This is a genomic window from Marinococcus tarijensis (assembly GCF_054971385.1).
The window spans coordinates 1-16,511 of sequence record NZ_JBQOJA010000009.1; the positions used below are offsets into that span (position 1 = coordinate 1).

The 16,511-nt window shown below is 50.0% G+C and carries 10 protein-coding genes; 8 read left to right on the top strand and 2 right to left on the bottom strand.

Annotation, left to right across the window (positions count from 1 at the left end):
- The first annotated feature begins 291 nt into the window (after nucleotides 1-291).
- Together ACTTK7_RS06950 and ACTTK7_RS06955 are read left to right on the top strand one after the other, a co-directional pair.
- Complete coding sequence (locus tag ACTTK7_RS06950) at nucleotides 292-984, top strand: hypothetical protein (RefSeq protein ID WP_462866902.1); 693 nt, start codon at nucleotides 292-294, stop codon at nucleotides 982-984.
- 130 nt (nucleotides 985-1,114) lie between these two features.
- The gene (locus ACTTK7_RS06955) at nucleotides 1,115-1,435 is read left to right on the top strand and encodes a hypothetical protein (RefSeq protein WP_462866904.1); all 321 of its coding nucleotides are present in this window, start codon (nucleotides 1,115-1,117) and stop codon (nucleotides 1,433-1,435) included.
- Between the two features lie 59 nt (nucleotides 1,436-1,494).
- Here the strand turns inward: ACTTK7_RS06955 and ACTTK7_RS06960 are convergent, their stop codons facing one another.
- On the bottom strand, nucleotides 1,495-2,832 hold the full coding sequence (locus ACTTK7_RS06960; RefSeq protein ID WP_462866906.1) for a YjiH family protein: 1,338 nt from the start codon (nucleotides 2,830-2,832) through the stop codon (nucleotides 1,495-1,497).
- Between the two features lie 129 nt (nucleotides 2,833-2,961).
- Here ACTTK7_RS06960 and ACTTK7_RS06965 point away from each other — a divergent pair, with 129 nt between their 5' ends.
- Nucleotides 2,962-3,231: a hypothetical protein gene (locus ACTTK7_RS06965; RefSeq protein WP_462866908.1), complete on the top strand. Its 270-nt coding sequence runs from the start codon at nucleotides 2,962-2,964 to the stop codon at nucleotides 3,229-3,231.
- Nucleotides 3,232-3,253: 22 nt separating this feature from the next.
- Here the strand turns inward: ACTTK7_RS06965 and ACTTK7_RS06970 are convergent, their stop codons facing one another.
- Complete coding sequence (locus ACTTK7_RS06970; RefSeq protein WP_462866910.1) at nucleotides 3,254-4,033, bottom strand: HAD family hydrolase; 780 nt, start codon at nucleotides 4,031-4,033, stop codon at nucleotides 3,254-3,256.
- Nucleotides 4,034-4,496: 463 nt separating this feature from the next.
- Here ACTTK7_RS06970 and ACTTK7_RS06975 point away from each other — a divergent pair, with 463 nt between their 5' ends.
- The 5 genes from ACTTK7_RS06975 to addA all read left to right on the top strand — a co-directional run bounded on the left by ACTTK7_RS06975 (nucleotide 4,497) and on the right by addA (nucleotide 16,490).
- The gene (locus tag ACTTK7_RS06975) at nucleotides 4,497-7,343 is read left to right on the top strand and encodes a 2-oxoglutarate dehydrogenase E1 component (protein WP_462866912.1); all 2,847 of its coding nucleotides are present in this window, start codon (nucleotides 4,497-4,499) and stop codon (nucleotides 7,341-7,343) included.
- 13 nt (nucleotides 7,344-7,356) lie between these two features.
- Nucleotides 7,357-8,643, top strand: a complete 1,287-nt coding sequence (gene odhB / locus ACTTK7_RS06980; protein ID WP_462866914.1) for a 2-oxoglutarate dehydrogenase complex dihydrolipoyllysine-residue succinyltransferase — start codon at nucleotides 7,357-7,359, stop codon at nucleotides 8,641-8,643.
- Nucleotides 8,644-8,916: 273 nt separating this feature from the next.
- Nucleotides 8,917-9,240, top strand: a complete 324-nt coding sequence (locus ACTTK7_RS06985) for a hypothetical protein (protein ID WP_462866916.1) — start codon at nucleotides 8,917-8,919, stop codon at nucleotides 9,238-9,240.
- Between the two features lie 145 nt (nucleotides 9,241-9,385).
- On the top strand, nucleotides 9,386-12,883 hold the full coding sequence (gene addB, locus ACTTK7_RS06990) for a helicase-exonuclease AddAB subunit AddB (RefSeq protein ID WP_462866918.1): 3,498 nt from the start codon (nucleotides 9,386-9,388) through the stop codon (nucleotides 12,881-12,883).
- A complete protein-coding gene (gene addA / locus ACTTK7_RS06995) occupies nucleotides 12,861-16,490 on the top strand; it encodes a helicase-exonuclease AddAB subunit AddA (protein WP_462866920.1) in 3,630 nt (1,209 codons plus the stop codon). The genes addB and addA overlap by 23 nt, the downstream gene beginning before the upstream one ends.
- The last annotated feature ends 21 nt before the right edge of the window (nucleotides 16,491-16,511 follow it).

The following is a 16,511-nucleotide window of genomic DNA, read 5'->3' on the forward strand; positions in this document are numbered from 1 at the left end:
CCAGAAAATGTTTACATGGGAAGACCACGGACGATGTGTTTCAAAAAGAAGTGTTGCGCTTAAATTGACAATCTAAGTTATAAAAAAGAAGTGAATGCCTCTGTAATATGATATATCCTTCTGTGAGTCCAATAAAAGCACTCAGTAGCGTAAAGGTTTAAATTCATACGAAAAAACTTTTAAATGCTCTATTTTATTTTAAGTTGTGATGTGATACACTGCTCTAGGAAATAAAGAGAGGGTTGGATAAATCAGCCTATAAGAGAGAGGATAAGGAAGGGAGGCTGTCATATGCTAAAAGCAATGAAGCAAAAATGGATGGACAAGCGGGACCAGCTTGCCCGGCAAACAGAAGAACGGATTCAGGATTATAATACGGATCTGCAGGTACAGATGAGGCAGAGACGTGAAAATGATGATTGGACTGATGAACTTCTCAATAAAGATATTGAAAAATATTTGTATACGATCCATCCGTCATTTCTTTTAAACGACCGTGTGAATCGGGCGCTATACAACCGTCTGCTTGCCCGCGCGCAGGGAAAGTATTCGCTGACGCTTTCTGTCACAAGCGAAATGAAGCTTGCGCTCGACTTTTACAACACGGATCTTGCGGTATTTCTTCGTTTGATTGAAAAGAAAGGCTTTCAGCTTCAGGGAAATGAGGAACGTTTTCTGCTGACGCTTATGAATCGCCTCAGTGAAAACAATTACCGCATGTATAAAGAACGTTACAGCGAATTGGATGCTCACAACGCTTCCTTATCAGATGCGGTCACTTCGTATCTGCAGCAGGTGCCGCGTGCTTATCAGCTGGAAACCGGGCGACTCGACTTCTTTTATAAGTTTCTGATCAGCGAGGGCCTTCTTCCGGCAGGGACAACGAAGAAAAAGCTGAAGAAAGTAATTAAATCTTCCAATAAAAAGAGAGCAGGAGACCATCAGCTTGAGCGGATGGAGCGCCGGCTTGACCGGATTGGTTAATAGACGAACAAAACGCTGCAGAGCTGCAGCGTTTTTTATTGCTTTGAAAACCCGGTGAGAACATAATTCTTTTCGATTAGGCGTTTATGTGGCAGAATGTAGGTAAATATACAGAAGGGATGGAGAGCTGATGAGTCAAAACGAAACGAATCTCAGCACGTTTTTTGCCGGCAAATTGCAGGAAGCCAAAACTCAATTTGAGCGCACCATCGACTGTAAACACACCGCTTTTGATGATTTGTATCCGTATATGAATGAACAGCCGCAGTTTTTCTGGTATAAACGGTATGTAGCCTGGCAGGAGCTGCTTACCATGGTGGAGATCGCAGAGGAACTAAATATCGACTGGCAGAAAGAATTCAAAACGAAGCAGCAGGAGTTTATTGAAAGCAAAATACTCGATGCAAAGGTGCTCGATGACTGGTACGGAAAACAGCGTACTGAAGCATAAAGAAAGCCGGCGGGGCTCCGCCGGCTTTTTACGGTTTCTTCTATACGTCTGTTGGTTTATTAGAAGATAAAATGAGCGATCAAAACAATGACTGGAAGTGAAATAATGGTTCTTTCCAGAAAGATCAGTACAAGGTCGATAAAGCGCACCGGAAGCTTGCTCCCGAGCAGCAGACCGCCGACTTCGGACATGTAAATGAGCTGACTGACCGACAGGGCCCCGATAATGAAGCGGGTCATTTCGCTTTCAATATCCGTACCAAGAATAGCCGGCAGGAACATATCCGCAAATCCGATGAGCATTGTTTCGCTGGCTGCCACTGCCTCCGGCACCTGCATCAGCTGCAGGAGCGGCACGAACGGGGCACCGAGCCACGCAAACAACGGCGTAAATTCTGCAATAACAACTGCGATGGTGCCAAGGCCCATGACAATAGGGATGACGCTGATCCACATATCGAGCACGTTTTTTGTACCGCTGATCAGCACGGAAGACCAATGAGTGCGTGAAGCTTTTTCGAGTGCTTTTTCCCACCCGGAGGACACAGGATTTTTACCTGTATGGCCGTTCGCGATTTCCTCTGCAGGCTGTTGGTTGTAATACTCGTTCTTCTTCCGCGACAGCGGAGGGATCCGGGGCATAATGAGTGCGCATGCCACGCCGGCTGCAACAATGGTGAGATAATACGGCAGCGTGTAGGCAAGCATGTCAAGCTCCCCGAGGATTGTGATGGTGAATGTGATACTGACTACCGAGAACGTCGTACTGATAACAGCGGCCTCGCGCTGCGTGTAATGCCCGCTTTCATACTGCTGGCTTGTCAAAAGCACGCCGATTGTGCCGTCGCCTAACCATGAAGCGAGACCGTCAATCGATGAGCGGCCTGGAAGGGTAAATAACGGACGCATTAAAATCGTCAGGATCGAACCGAAAAACTCGAGCAGACCGAAATTAAGCAGAAACGGCAGAAAATAACCGGCAAAAAAGAAAACGGTAATTAAGAGAAGAATCAGGGAATAAAGCAGAAGACCACCGGTGGCGTCCCCGACAAGCCAGCCCGGTCCGATTTGAAAAAGTGTTAAAAAGGCAAAAATAAAGCCTAAAATCCGGATAAGCAGCCAGCCGTTGGTTACATGAAACAATGATACGGCGATACCTGAGGAAAACGGACGGAACCGGGCAATAATGGCACCGGCTACGGAGATGCCGATAAAAATGACGCCCATCGCAGGCAGTATACCGCTTAGTAGACCTTCGAGCCATCCGGCAAGAAGAGCCACCGGAACGGTTAACCCGTCATCAGTAGAAATGGGGACCATAAATAAAAAGATCCCAATCAATGAAGGAATAATAAATTTAAGGGCGCTCGAGGCCCTGGTGGATGGAGTGGAACTCATTTTCTTCACCTCGATATTCATACAATTTTATGTATAATTACTACAAACATTGTACTAAATTAACACGAAAGCCGCCTTTTGCAAAGAACATTTTTATCCGTCTCAAGGGAAAGGAGATACGACCAGGCTATGCCGCAATATATCTTTGACGTTGAATCCGTGTATTTAAAAGAGCCGGAAGACGAACTCCGGACGCATATAGCAGAAGTGAGAACGGAAGTAATACACCGTGAAAAAGGCGACGTTTTATTTGAAGCTGTCATTCCGGTAGCTTACCATGCTTACGGAGTCTACCCTGATGTAAAAGCAGTAGCCTCTCAGATACCCCGGCCTGCGCTGCAGCGGGAGGTGCTGTTTCGTGTGAAGCGCTACGTCAAAAAACTTCGTCCGTTTTTGTGAACCGGGATGGGTGGGCGTATGCTCAGCGGAGCAGAGGCAGAAGATCCCCAAGGGCCGTAAGCTCGTGTTCTGCCCGGAATTCATGAGTCGGGACGCTCCCGTCATGGTTGATCCAGGCGCTGTTGATACCGGCTTTTTTTGCCCCGGAAATATCAGTGTTCATATTGTCCCCGATCATCAGTGTATCTTCAGGAGCAGCGCCTGCAAGGCGCAGGGCATGAGTAAAAATGGCGGGATCAGGTTTTCCGGCCCCGAATTCGCCGCTGATAATAATGTGGTCGAAAAAAGGCACGAGAGCCGGGGTCAGTGAAAGCTTCAGCCGCTGCAGGCTTGGGGAGCCGTTGGTGAGCATCAGCAGCTGATAGTCATCCTTCAGTGTATGAAGGACTTCAAACGTATCAGCATATACGTAGGGGAGGTGACGCCGGTGCATAATAAAGCGGTCTTTAAGCCATTCGCCTGTTTCGGGCTGGTGGACGCCGTGGGCTGCAAGCGCCCGCGTCCATGTTTCTTTTTGATAGGAGGAAATGAGCCGGCTCATTTCCTGGAAGCGCCGGTGCTCAATATCGTCAAAGTGTCCCCAGAGGCCTTCAAATGCGTTAATACCTATCGTTTTAGTGAAATCATATACAGAAAGGTTCTTATACAGTTCTGGTGCAGTCTGCTGCACGGTTTCCATGAGCAGCGGTGCGTTCACACCAGTTCGTATCTCGGCGTCGAAGGCCGTGGCCCGCAGCGCTTCAGTGATGCTTTTTTTATCCCAGAGCAGGGTGTCGTCTAAATCAAAAATAAGTGTTTTCATGAAAATCCCCCTGTGAAAGTGAAAATTTATGTATAAATCATAGCACAGCGATTAATGTTTAAGAAAAAGAAATATGCCGCTGCGCCCGGAAAAGCAAATAATTCAGTTTAGGGACTGTCAAGTGAAAAGAATTAGTGTACAATGTAGGTGTGTGAGAACGCTTCATAGGAAATGACGCTTTAAAGATGCCGGAAAATGGAAATCAGGCGGATTTTTGGCCTCCTGCAGCGGGGAGCATACATATTTTTCGTATACTTGGCTGTGTAAGGTTTTGAGCACCTGCTTTAAGCATGTTAAAATATGTCTGATTTATGAAAAGGCATGTTCTCGAAGAATTGGTTGAGTCGAAGAAGGGAAGTGATGGTGGAAACTCCATTCCAAATGGTTCACCTTCATAGATATTAAACGACTAATATGATAGTTTAGAAAACTTATTGATCACATAAGCTGGGGGTATCACTCGATGAGTAAGCATCAATCCAGGGCTGAAGAAGCCTGGCAGGAATTTTATGGTCCCAATTTGGGCTATATGTGGGAACAATACGACGTGTACAAGGAAGATCCTGACGCTGTGGATCCGGAGATAAAAAGCTGGTTTGACCAGTACGGACCGCCGTCTTCAAATGGGGAAGCAGCAGTCAGCTACGCTCCTGCTGTGGATGAAAAAGACCAGGCAGTCGGTGCCGGACTTAATATGGAAAAGATCGCGTATGCAGTCAAACTTGCTGAAAATATCCGTATTCACGGTCATCTTTCTGCAGACATTAACCCGCTTCAGGAACCAAACGGAGAAACGTCATTTCTTCGCATAGAAGAATACGGATTAAGTGAAGAAGACCTTCGGACCATCCCAAAGGAAATCCTCTGTCCGGACGCTCCGGAATCAGTATCTGACGGACTTGAAGCAATCGAGCATTTAAAACAGATGTATACAAAAACCATCGCTTTTGAATTCGACCACGTCCATGACGTGGAAGAGCACCGTTGGCTCAATCGCAAGGTGGAGTCAGGCGAAATTTACAGCGCTGTGTCAGATGATAAACGCAAAGCTTTGCTGAAAAGCCTTACGGAAGTAGAAGCCTTTGAGCAGTTTCTGCAGAAAACGTTTGTCGGACAGAAACGTTTTTCTATAGAAGGAATTGATATTCTTGCTCCTATTATGGAAGAGCTGACCCACAGCGCGATGCAGGACGGGGCAAGAAATATTATGATCGGCATGGCTCACCGTGGGCGTTTGAGCGTTCTGGCCAAAGTTATCGGAAAGCCTTATGACCTGATTTTCTCTGAATTTCAGCACTCCCCGAATAAAGACCTCGTACCTTCGGAAGGTTCTGTCGGCATTAACTACGGCTGGACGGGAGACGTAAAATATCATCTGGGAGCAGATAAAAATATTAACCAGGAATCGTTTGAATCCCGTATTTCCCTGGCCAACAATCCAAGTCACCTGGAATACGTCAATCCGGTCGTGGAAGGCTATACCCGGGCGGCGCAGGATGACAGCAGCGAACCGGGCTTTCCGCAGCAGGACGGCTCTAAGGCCATGGCTATTTTAGTGCACGGCGATGCGGCGTTTCCGGGCGAAGGTGTCGTAACGGAAACCTTGAATATGAGCCGGCTGAAAGGGTATCAGACGGGCGGCACCGTGCATGTGATTGCCAATAACCAGCTCGGTTTTACAACCGACACGGACGAGGCAAGAAGCACCACCTATTCGAGTGACCCGGCCAAAGGGTACGAAATCCCGGTTATTCACGTGAACGCAGATGAGCCGGAGGCCTGTCTCGCGGCCGTGCAGCTGGCTTACGAATACAGAAACAAATTCAATAAAGACTTTTTGATTGATTTGATCGGCTACCGCCGTTATGGCCATAACGAAACAGATGAGCCGGCAGCAACCCAGCCATACTTATACGGACTGATCCGTGAGCATCCGTCTGTTCGTGAGCATTACGCGGATCATCTGGACCGAATCGGCTTCTGGAAAAAATCCGAAACGGATCAGCTGAAAGAGGATACGCTGAATCATCTGCGGGATCAATACAACAAAGTAGCAGAAGATAAAGAAGCGGAAACGGAGCTTGGACCGGTACCGGAAGAAGTGGAAAAACGCCTTCCTAAAGTTGAAACCGGCTATGACTTAAACGAACTGAAAGAAATTAACCAGGAGCTTATTACCTGGCCCGAAAACTTCAACGTCTTTCCGAAATTAAGAAAAATTCTTGAACGCCGTGGTCCGGCTATGGAAGAAGGCGGCAAAGTGGACTGGGGCCACGCCGAAGCGTTAGCCTTTGCAACTATTCTGGCAGATGGCACGCCGGTACGCTTAACCGGCCAGGATTCCCAGCGCGGTACGTTTGCGCAGAGACACCTGGTGCTCCATGACCATAAAAACGGTGATATTTATTCCCCAATGCATACGTTCTCGAAAGCAAATGCTGCCTTTGCACTCTACAACAGCCCGCTTTCCGAAAACGGGATCGTCGGTTTTGAATACGGGTATAATGTGCAGGCACCGGAAACACTGACACTCTGGGAAGCCCAGTTTGGCGATTTCGGTAACGCTGCGCAGGTAATATTTGACCAGTTTGTTTCTGCGGGCCGCGCTAAGTGGGGCCAAAAGTCCGGCATCGTCTTTCTGCTCCCGCACGGCTACGAAGGGCAGGGGCCTGAGCACTCAAGTGCAAGACTCGAACGTTTTCTGACGCTCTCGGCAGAAAATAACTGGAATGTCGCTTACCTGTCGAGTTCAGCGCAATACTTTCACCTGCTCCGGCGCCAGGCGGAATTTCTCGGAAAAGACGAAATGCGTCCGCTTGTGCTCATGACACCAAAAAGTCTGCTGCGTAATCAGACCGTCGCGAGCGAACCGGAGGCTTTCGGGGAAGGTGCTTTCCAGTCCGTAGTAGAGGACCCGCTGACAGGCAAAGACAAAAAGAAAGTAAAACGTCTGCTCGTAGGTACTGGAAAAATGACCATCGACCTGCATGAAGCACTGGCCGACGGTGAGGTGCCGAGCGATATTCATATCGTCCGGATTGAAGAGCTCTATCCGTTTCCGGAAGAAGAAATCCGTGACATCTTAGAAGCGTATCCAAACGTAAAATCGATCCAGTGGGTCCAGGAGGAGCCGAAGAACATGGGCGCATGGTATTACATGTACCCGCTCCTGCATAACCTGGCACCAAAAGGAGCATCGGTGGATTATATTGGGCGCCGCAGAAGGTCAAGTCCGGCGGAAGGCGACCCTACAATCCATAAAAAAGAACAGAACCGCATCATTCAGGAAGCCCTAAAAGGAAACGAATAAGGAGGACGCAGTCATGGCAGAGATCAAAGTACCAGAACTAGGCGAATCCGTTACAGAGGGAACAATCGCAGAATGGTTAAAGAAACCGGGGGATAAAGTCGAACAGGGAGAAAACATCGCTGAACTTGAAACCGATAAAGTGAATGTGGAAATTCCATCGGAAAAAACCGGTGTCCTCCAGGAACTGTTAAAAGAAGAGGGCGACAATGTAGAAGTCGGCGAAGTAATTGCCGTAGTGGATGAAAACGGTGAAGCCGGAGGCGGAAGCTCAGAGGAAAAAAGCTCAGAGGAAGCAGCTCCTGAAAAAGAAAGCGAAGAAAAGCAGGAAGCTTCCAAAGAGCCGGCAGCGGCTAAATCGGAAGAAGGCACGAAAGAAGAATCAAAAGAAGAATCCCCGGCAGACCGGCCGGTTGCTTCTCCTTCTGTGCGCAAATACGCTCGTGAACAGGGCATTGACCTGAACGAAGTGTCCGGGAGTGATCCGAAGGGGCGCGTCCGCAAAGAAGATGTGGATAATGAAGTAAAAGGAAGCAGCAAAAAAGAGGAAAAACAGCCTGAAAAGCCTGCTGCCAAAAGCGAGAAGGACGAATTCGAAGGCAAGCCGGTTGAACGGGTCAAAATGTCCCGCCGCCGTCAGACGATCGCGAGCCGGCTGAAGGAAGTTCAGCAGGAAACAGCGATGCTGACGACGTTTAACGAAGTGGACATGTCAGCAATCATGGACCTGAGAAAACGCCGGAAGGATACGTTCCAGGAGCAGCACGACGTGCGCCTCGGATTTATGTCCTTCTTCACGAAGGGTGTTATTGCGGCTCTGAAAAAATATCCGCTGCTGAATGCGGAAATTCAGGCTACAGAAGTGATCAAAAAGCAGTTCTACGATATCGGCATGGCTGTTTCCACTGATGACGGCCTCGTCGTACCGGTAGTCCGGGACGCCGACCGCAAAACGTTTGCTGAAATCGAACAGGAAATTATGGACCTTTCCTTAAAGGCCCGCGATAATAAATTAACCCTGAAAGATCTTCAGGGCGGTACCTTCACAATCACGAACGGTGGCGTTTTCGGTTCGCTGCTGTCGACACCGATTCTGAACGCTCCGCAGGTAGGTATACTCGGTATGCACACGATCCAGTGGCGCCCGGTGGCCATTGACCAGGATACGATGGAGAACCGGCCGATGATGTATACGGCTCTTTCCTACGATCACCGTATCGTAGACGGAAAAGAAGCAGTAAGTTTTCTCGTAACGCTGAAACAGCTGCTTGAGGATCCGGAAAACCTTCTGCTTGAAGGATAATACACGATGAAAAGGCCCGCTTTCCGGCGGGCTTTTTTCTTTGTAGAAACGCAGAAGGTATGATGTCTGCCGGTGCCCGCCCAGCGATAAGAAAACACATATTTTTTGATATTTCGCCATAATTTCTGATTTTCAGGCATTTTATCGTAAAAACAGAGCTGAAATGAAAATAAATGATTTTTTCTTCGTTTAACGCTTGCGTTCCGTTTATATCTATTGATATAATCACTTATGTGATCGTTGAGAGAACACGATATACCAAGGAGGGATAGTATGAGCAATATTAAAATGGACCGAAAAACAGCTGCGCGTATTAGAAGAGATGGAGGCGTAGTTACGCTGGACCCATTTTATTTTTGGAATCAGAAAAAAGACAAAGGCCCAGTCGATACAGTAGTACAGGTAGGCACACCTGCTGAAACTGCCAAGTATACGCGTTACCAGTTTGAAGACATCTCTGTGTACGTCCATGAACGCCTGCAGCTGAAAAAAGAATTGCGCCTATTCCTCCATGGATTTGGTCCGTTCGAACATCTCAACTGCGCGGGAGTGAAACGATTCAGCAAACCACAAAAAACAGCAGATGCTGTTTCCTAATAAGTTGAAAAACGTCCTGGCAGCAGGGCGTTTTTTTTGTAAAATTAATTAATTTCACATACTGTATTAAACAAAAAAAATAAAAATCTGATATAATAAAACCAAACATATGATCCGGTTTTTAATCCGGCAGAGGAGAATGTTCATGAGCCTACAATTTTATCTCGGGCGTTCCGGGACGGGTAAGTCCACCGCCATGCATCAAGAGATTAATGAAATGATCACCCGTGATCCCAATGGACCGCCGGTAATCGTTATTACCCCTGACCAAATGACTTTTCAGGTAGAACAGCAGCTTGTCCGCCTGTCAGAAAAAGGGATGACAAGAGCCCAGGTCTACAGCTTTCCGCGGCTTGCGTGGAAGGTTTTTCAGGAAACAGGTGGAGCGGCCAAAACCGCGCTTCAGAAAACAGGCAAACAGATGCTGATTCGCAAAGTGATCAGTGAACAGCGCAAGCATTTTCGGCTGTATGAAACGTCGAGCTATACGGACGGCTTCATTGACCAGGTGGATGAAGTAATTACAGAATGGAAAACCCACAACGTGTCCAAAGCGGCTATGCACGGTATGGTTGAAGAGCTGGAAAACAGCGGGACAAATGGGGCTGACCGCATTCTGACAGCGAAGCTCCAGGATCTTCTGCTGATTTGGGAAGAGATGGATAAGGTCATCGGTGACCACTACATTGGAAGCGAGGAGCAGCTGTTCTGGCTGACTGAAAAAGTGTCTTCTTCTGCTTACATTGCAGAAGCAGTCGTTTATATTGACGGCTTCCACCGATTCACCCCGCAGGAGCTGTCGGTAGTTGAGCAGCTGCTTCAGTACTCGCGGGATGTGCGGATCGCGTTGACGCTCGACGATTTAACGAACAAGGAAGAGGCACATCCCGCTCCGGATATGTTCAGACAGACAGCAAAAACGTATTACCAGCTGAGCGGACTGGCAGAAGCCCATGCTGTACCGGTGAATAGGCCGTACTGGTTTAATGGCGGAGCGGCAAATAAGCACGAAGCGCTGCAGCATTTAGAGAGGTTCATGGAAAACCGTTCCTATAAAACAAGTTCGGGCGGAGAGGCCGTTACGGTTAAAAATGCGGTCAACCGCCGGACAGAAGTCGAGGAATGCGCGCGTGATATTGCAGCGCTTGTCCGGGATCATGATTACAGGTATGAAGACATTGCCGTCGTAGCCAGAAACCCGGGGGACTATAGTCATATTATTGAGACCGTATTTCAGGATTACCGGGTCCCGGTGTTTGTGGATGAAACGCGTCCGGTGCTGAATCACCCGGTAGTGGAATTTATCCGATCGGCGCTTGAGACAATTGCAGAACGGTGGAGATACGAGTCGGTGTTCCGGACGTTCAAAACAGATATGCTGTTTGATGTACATGAGTCCTGGACCGAGGCGAGAAAACAGGTGGATTTTCTGGAAAATTATGTGCTCGCGCGAAACGTTAAAGAAAAAGACTGGAAAAGCGAAGAGCAGTGGGTCTACCGGTATCATGCCACCAATGTGGAGGATGACTGGGAGCATAAAGACAACCACGAGATCGAAAGAGATATTCATCAAACACGAATGCGGTTAAGCGCCCCGTTGTTCTCCCTGCAGGCACGGCTGAAAAAAGCCCGTACTGTACGGGAAAAAACGGGTGCGTTGTTTACATTTCTGGAAGAACTCCGGATACCGGAGAAGCTTGAAGTGATGCGCGATGACTGTCTCAGGCATAACCGCCTGGAAATGGCGAGAGAGCATGAGCAGATCTGGGACATGACCGTAGACCTGCTTGAACAGATGGTAGAGGTGGCTGGCGATGATAAAGCAGGTATGCAGACCTTTCAGCAGATGATGGAAGCAGGCTTTACGAAAGCTACTTTTTCGATTGTGCCTCCTTCTCTGGACCAGGTAACTGCAGCTGATATGGAGCGTTCACGGCTGCTGGGTATTAAAGTGGTCTACCTGCTCGGCGTAAATGAAGGCATACTTCCGGCCGCCCTCGAAGAAAGCAGCATGCTGCAGGAGTCCGACCGGGCCTGGCTGGAGCAGCAGGGTGTTGAACTTGAAGAAAGCGGGGAGGCAAAGCTCCTGAATGAAAACTTTCTCATTTACCGCACGATGAGCCTGCCCTCCGACAGACTGATTGTCAGCTATCCGATGGCTGATGAGGAAGGGAAGCGGCTGCAGCCTTCAATCGTTATCCAGCAGCTGCTCGACATGTTTCCGGACCAGGCGCCGGTGCTGATTCAAAACGAACCAGGTGCCTACAGTAAAGAGGGGCAGCTGTATTTTGTAAATGCTTCCATGAAAACGATGAGCTTTTTGATTGGGGAGCTCGAGCGCTGTAAACAGGGAGAGGACGTGGCTGAGCTTTGGTGGAGCGTGTACAATGTCTTTGTTAAAAACAACCGGTTGGAAAAACTGACGAACAGCCTGTTTTACCGTAATGAAGCAGTAGCGCTTTCCAGGGAGACGACCCGGGAACTGTACGGAAGGAAAATGAAAACGAGCGTATCGCGGATGGAGCAGTACGAAGCCTGTGCCTTCCGGCAGTTTGCTTCGTACGGGTTAAAGCTAAAGGAGAGGCAGCTGTATAAGCTTGAAGCGCCGGATATCGGCCAGCTGTTTCACGCGGCTTTAAAGGATGTGACGAAAGCGGTGTACCGGGACGGGCGGACATGGGAGGAGCTTTCCGAGCAGAACGCCCGCGACTATGCCGAAGAGGCGGTACATGAACTGGCTCCGGCGATTCAGCGACAGATTCTTCTAAGCAATTCCAGACACCAGTATTTACTGAAAAAGCTTGAAGAAACCGTGCAGCGGGCTTCAATGATTCTGAGCCAGCAGGCGAAATCCAGCCGTTTTTCGCCTATCGGACTTGAAGTAGGCTTTGGACCGAGCGAGGAAATTCCGCCGCTCCTGTTTGAACTGGCTGATGGCACCCAGATGGAAGTAGCGGGAAGAATTGACCGCGTCGACCAGGCGGTGTCAGACGGCGGGGTGCTCCTGCGGGTGATTGATTACAAGTCCAGTGCCAAGGACCTGCGTCCGGAAGAGGTGTTTTTCGGACTGGCGCTGCAGATGCTCGTCTATTTGGATGTTGTGCTCTCCTTTTCCGAAGAATGGCTCGGAACGAAAGCAGATCCGGCCGGCGTACTGTATTTCAACGTACACAATCCCATTATTCAGGCGGGAAGATCATGGTCCCCGGACGATATTGAACAGGAGATGATGAAGCAGTTCCGCATGAAAGGCATTCTGCCGGATGACCCCGGCATTGCCAAAATGATGGATGAACGGCTTGAGACGGCCTCCGATTCATTCATCGTTCCTGCACGACTGAATAAAGGCGGAGGGTTTAATAAACAGTCACCGGTCGTGTCAAAAGAACAGTTTGAACGCCTTCGCGGTCATATTCGTGAAAAAATCCGCCATATCGGCGAACAGCTGAGAGGGGGCGATACGAGTATCCAGCCTTTTCAGATGAAACAAAAGAAAGCATGTGACTACTGTGAATTTCATTCTGTATGCCAATTCGACCGCGGGTTTCCGGGCAACGAATTCCGGAGCTTTCGGAGCGGCGGCATGAAATGGGAGACACTGTTCCAGGAGGAGGAAAACGATGAGTCTGAGGACCATTCCTGAAAAACCGACAGACGCCCGCTGGACGGAGAGCCAGTGGGAAGCCATACACGCGGAAGGCTCCAATATTTTAGTTTCTGCCGCCGCAGGGAGCGGAAAAACTGCTGTGCTCGTGGAGCGGGTTATCCGAAAAATTACCCAGGCAGAAGATCCGGTGGATGTGGACCGGCTTTTGATCGTAACGTTTACAAACGCAGCCGCTGCTGAAATGAAAACAAGGGTGGGCAAGGCGCTCGAGGAAAAGTTAAAAGCAGACCCTGCCAACCTGCATATCCGCAGGCAGCTGGCGCTGTTAAACCGGGCGTCGATCTCCACTCTCCACTCGTTTTGTATGAACGTCATCCGGACGTATTATTACCTGGTGGATGTGGACCCGCAGTTTCGGATCATGGACCAGAATGAAGGGGCTATGATTCAGGAGGAGCTGCTTGAGGAGCTGCTCGAGGAAAACTATGCCGCTGAAAATAACGACGATTTTGTTCTGCTTGCCGACCGGCTGAATAAGGACCGGAGCGACGACTCACTGCGTGAAGCAGTACTGCGCCTGTTTCAGTATTCCCGGGCACACGCGGATCCGGCAGAGTGGCTGCAGGAGGTGGCTGAACAGTACCGTACAGACGGAAGCAGGTCGATCGAAGAGCTTCCGTGGGGGCGTGAAATGATGCAGCAGGCAGAGACTTCTCTTGCCGGCGCTGCCCTCAAGTATGAAAATGCGATTGCCGCTGCCGGACAGCCGGATGGACCGAAAGCAAACCTTAGGCTTCTGCAGGAGGAGCTTGATACGTGCCAGAGAGCTCTCGAAGCCACTACGTGGAAAGAGATGCAGCAGACGCTTGCCGGGTTCACCTTTAAAAAGCTGGCCAGCAAAAAGGAGGCGGATGCGGCGCCGGAACGGCGGGAACAGATAAGAAACAACCGGGACGGAGCTAAAAAGGTCATTCAGAAGCTTCAGGAGGAAATGGTGGCGGAAAACCCGGAGGATGCGTTAAGCGATATTGCAGCCCTCTATCCGTCGGTCCGGGAGCTCTGTCAGCTCGTGCAGACATTCAGCGAGCGGTACCACCAGGTGAAGCAAAAGCGGGCAATGATGGACTTTTCCGACCTGGAGCATACATGCCTGCAGATTCTGGCTTTTGAAGAAGCGTCGGAACATTATCGCGGGTTTTTCCAGGAAGTGCTCGTGGACGAATATCAGGATACCAACTTTGTGCAGGAAAAAATTGTTACCCAGCTTTCCTCCGGTGATAACCTGTTTATGGTGGGAGACGTCAAACAGAGCATTTACCGTTTTCGTCTGGCAGAGCCGGATCTGTTTCTGGAAAAATTCAAGCGGTACGGGGAAAGTAATGACGGCGAACGAATTATGCTCGATAAAAACTTCCGCAGTCGCAGGCAGGTGCTTGATGCCGTTAACTACTTATTCCGCCAGCTGATGGATAATGACCTTGGCGGCATTGCCTATGACAGCGAGGCCGAGCTGAAATGGGGTAACGATCAGTATCCGGATATCGGGGACATGGTAACCGAGGTGGCCGTAATTGATCAGGAGGACACTGCCGAGAATGACCCGCAGGCAGCGGAGCTGACCAACGCCCGGGCAGAGGCCCGGTGGATCGCTCAGGCGGTCAGCCATTCGATGCAGAACGGCTGGGTGACCGATCAAAAGACAGGTGAAAAGCGCCGGCCGGTGTACCGGGATCACGTGATTTTAATGCGCTCGATGCCATGGGTGAATGAAATGATGGAAGAAATGCAGGCATACGGCATTCCTGTATACGCAGAAGTGTCCGGCGGATATTTTCAGGCAGTTGAAATTCAAATCATGATTTCACTGCTGCAGATCATCGATAATCCATTGCAGGACATTCCGCTTGCCTCTGTGCTCCGCTCGCCGATTGTCGGCTGGGATGAAGAGATGCTCGCAGAAGTGCGGCTGGAGGACAAAAATGCTTCCTTTTATCAGTGTGTGGAACTGGCCGCTGCCGGTACCTCCAGTATGCAGCCCCGGGCCCAGGAGTTTCTGGAACAGCTGGAGGGCTGGCGCAGCCGGTCCAAGTATGAGCCGCTGTCAGAGTTTATATGGGCACTGCTCGAAGAAACCGGCTACCTGGACTTCTGTTCCGGGCTGCACGGAGGTAAACAGCGGCGGGCGAACCTGCTTGCACTGTATGACCGTGCCCGTGTGTATGAATCGACGTCGTTTCGCGGCGTCTTCCGCTTCCTTCGTTTTATTGAAGGCATGAAAAACCGAAAGGAAGATCTGGGCACCGCACGGGCGCTTGGGGAGCAGGAAGATGTGGTGAGGTTTATGAGCATCCATAAAAGCAAGGGACTGGAATTTCCGATTGTTTATGCTGCCGGACTGCAGAAGGGCTTTAACGTGCAGGATCAGCGGCAGCCTCTTCTGTTTCATAAAGAGCTTGGCATCGGCATGAAATATGTCGATCCGAAGCAGCGCATCAGCTGGCCGACACTGCCGCATGCGGCGATAAAACACCGCATGAAAACGGAAAGCCTTGCTGAAGAACTGCGTGTGCTGTACGTCGCTTTTACAAGGGCAGAGGAACAACTGATTCTCGTAAGCTCAATGCAGCGGGTAGAAAAGAAATTTGAAGAATGGGAGCAGAAAAGCGCCCAGGCCGGCAACACTCTTGAGCTGCACGACCGTCTGGAAGCACAGCACGCATTTGACTGGCTGATGCCCGTTTTATTGCAGCACGCGGAAGTCGACCCGTTAGAGCAGCAGACCTCAAAGAACCTGTCGGATCATTCCTCCTGGAAGGTTCATATTGTCCCGGCCTCAAACCTGCAGATCGGCACGGTGCAGGAGGAGACGTCAGCGCAGGACTGGATGCAGGCGGTGAAAAATAAAGAAGAGGTGCCGGTGGGAACGGAATGGGACGAAGAAGTCAGGCGCCGCATGTATTGGAGTTATTCCTACAAGGAGGATACCCGGCATGCGGCCAAAATTTCGGTGAGCGAATGGAAACGGCGCTCGGAAGACCCCCAGGCGGAGCAGCGGCACGCGACTACGTTTACCTCCTCCTATGCACGAAGGCCGTCATTTATGATGGAAGAAGCCGTAAGTCCGGCCGAAAAGGGAACCGTGCTTCATATCGTTATGGAGCAGCTTTCCTTTACCGGCGTCCCGGACGAAGAACGGGTGCAGCGGCTGCTTCGCAGGCTGACAGACGAGGAATACATTACTGCCGCCCAGGCGGAAAGCGTCGATACCGCTGCAGTCACGGCTTTTTTCGAAACCGAATTGGGCCGGCGCGTTCTGTCAGCCGAAACAGTTCAGAAAGAAGTTCCTATTACGGCAGGAGTAACCGGGGACGGTCTTGAAAACCGGCAGCTCCTTCAGGGAATTGCAGATCTCGTGATACAGGAAGCGGACGGCCGCTGGGTGCTGATTGACTATAAAACGGACCGGGTGCAGTCCCGGTTCCCGGGAAATCCCAAGCAGCAGCAGGAATTCTTGCGGGAACGCTACCAGACCCAGCTGGACTTATACCGCTCCTCCCTGGAGAGTATATGGGGAACGGCTATACCGGAAGCATACATTTTTGCCTTCGACGGCATGCAGACCATTCCGATGAATGGCCGATAAAAGAACGAAGAGGAGGCAATA

Excerpts from the sequence above, each read along its gene's own strand:
- addA (WP_462866920.1), top strand. The coding sequence starts at position 12,861 with ATGAGTCTGAGGACCATTCCTGAAAAACCGACAGACGCCCGCTGGACG.
- ACTTK7_RS06960 (WP_462866906.1), bottom strand. The coding sequence starts at position 2,832 with ATGAGTTCCACTCCATCCACCAGGGCCTCGAGCGCCCTTAAATTTATT.
- addB (WP_462866918.1), top strand. The coding sequence starts at position 9,386 with ATGAGCCTACAATTTTATCTCGGGCGTTCCGGGACGGGTAAGTCCACC.
- odhB (WP_462866914.1), top strand. The coding sequence starts at position 7,357 with ATGGCAGAGATCAAAGTACCAGAACTAGGCGAATCCGTTACAGAGGGA.
- ACTTK7_RS06970 (WP_462866910.1), bottom strand. The coding sequence starts at position 4,033 with ATGAAAACACTTATTTTTGATTTAGACGACACCCTGCTCTGGGATAAA.
- ACTTK7_RS06975 (WP_462866912.1), top strand. The coding sequence starts at position 4,497 with ATGAGTAAGCATCAATCCAGGGCTGAAGAAGCCTGGCAGGAATTTTAT.
- ACTTK7_RS06950 (WP_462866902.1), top strand. The coding sequence starts at position 292 with ATGCTAAAAGCAATGAAGCAAAAATGGATGGACAAGCGGGACCAGCTT.
- ACTTK7_RS06955 (WP_462866904.1), top strand. The coding sequence starts at position 1,115 with ATGAGTCAAAACGAAACGAATCTCAGCACGTTTTTTGCCGGCAAATTG.
- ACTTK7_RS06985 (WP_462866916.1), top strand. The coding sequence starts at position 8,917 with ATGAGCAATATTAAAATGGACCGAAAAACAGCTGCGCGTATTAGAAGA.
- ACTTK7_RS06965 (WP_462866908.1), top strand. The coding sequence starts at position 2,962 with ATGCCGCAATATATCTTTGACGTTGAATCCGTGTATTTAAAAGAGCCG.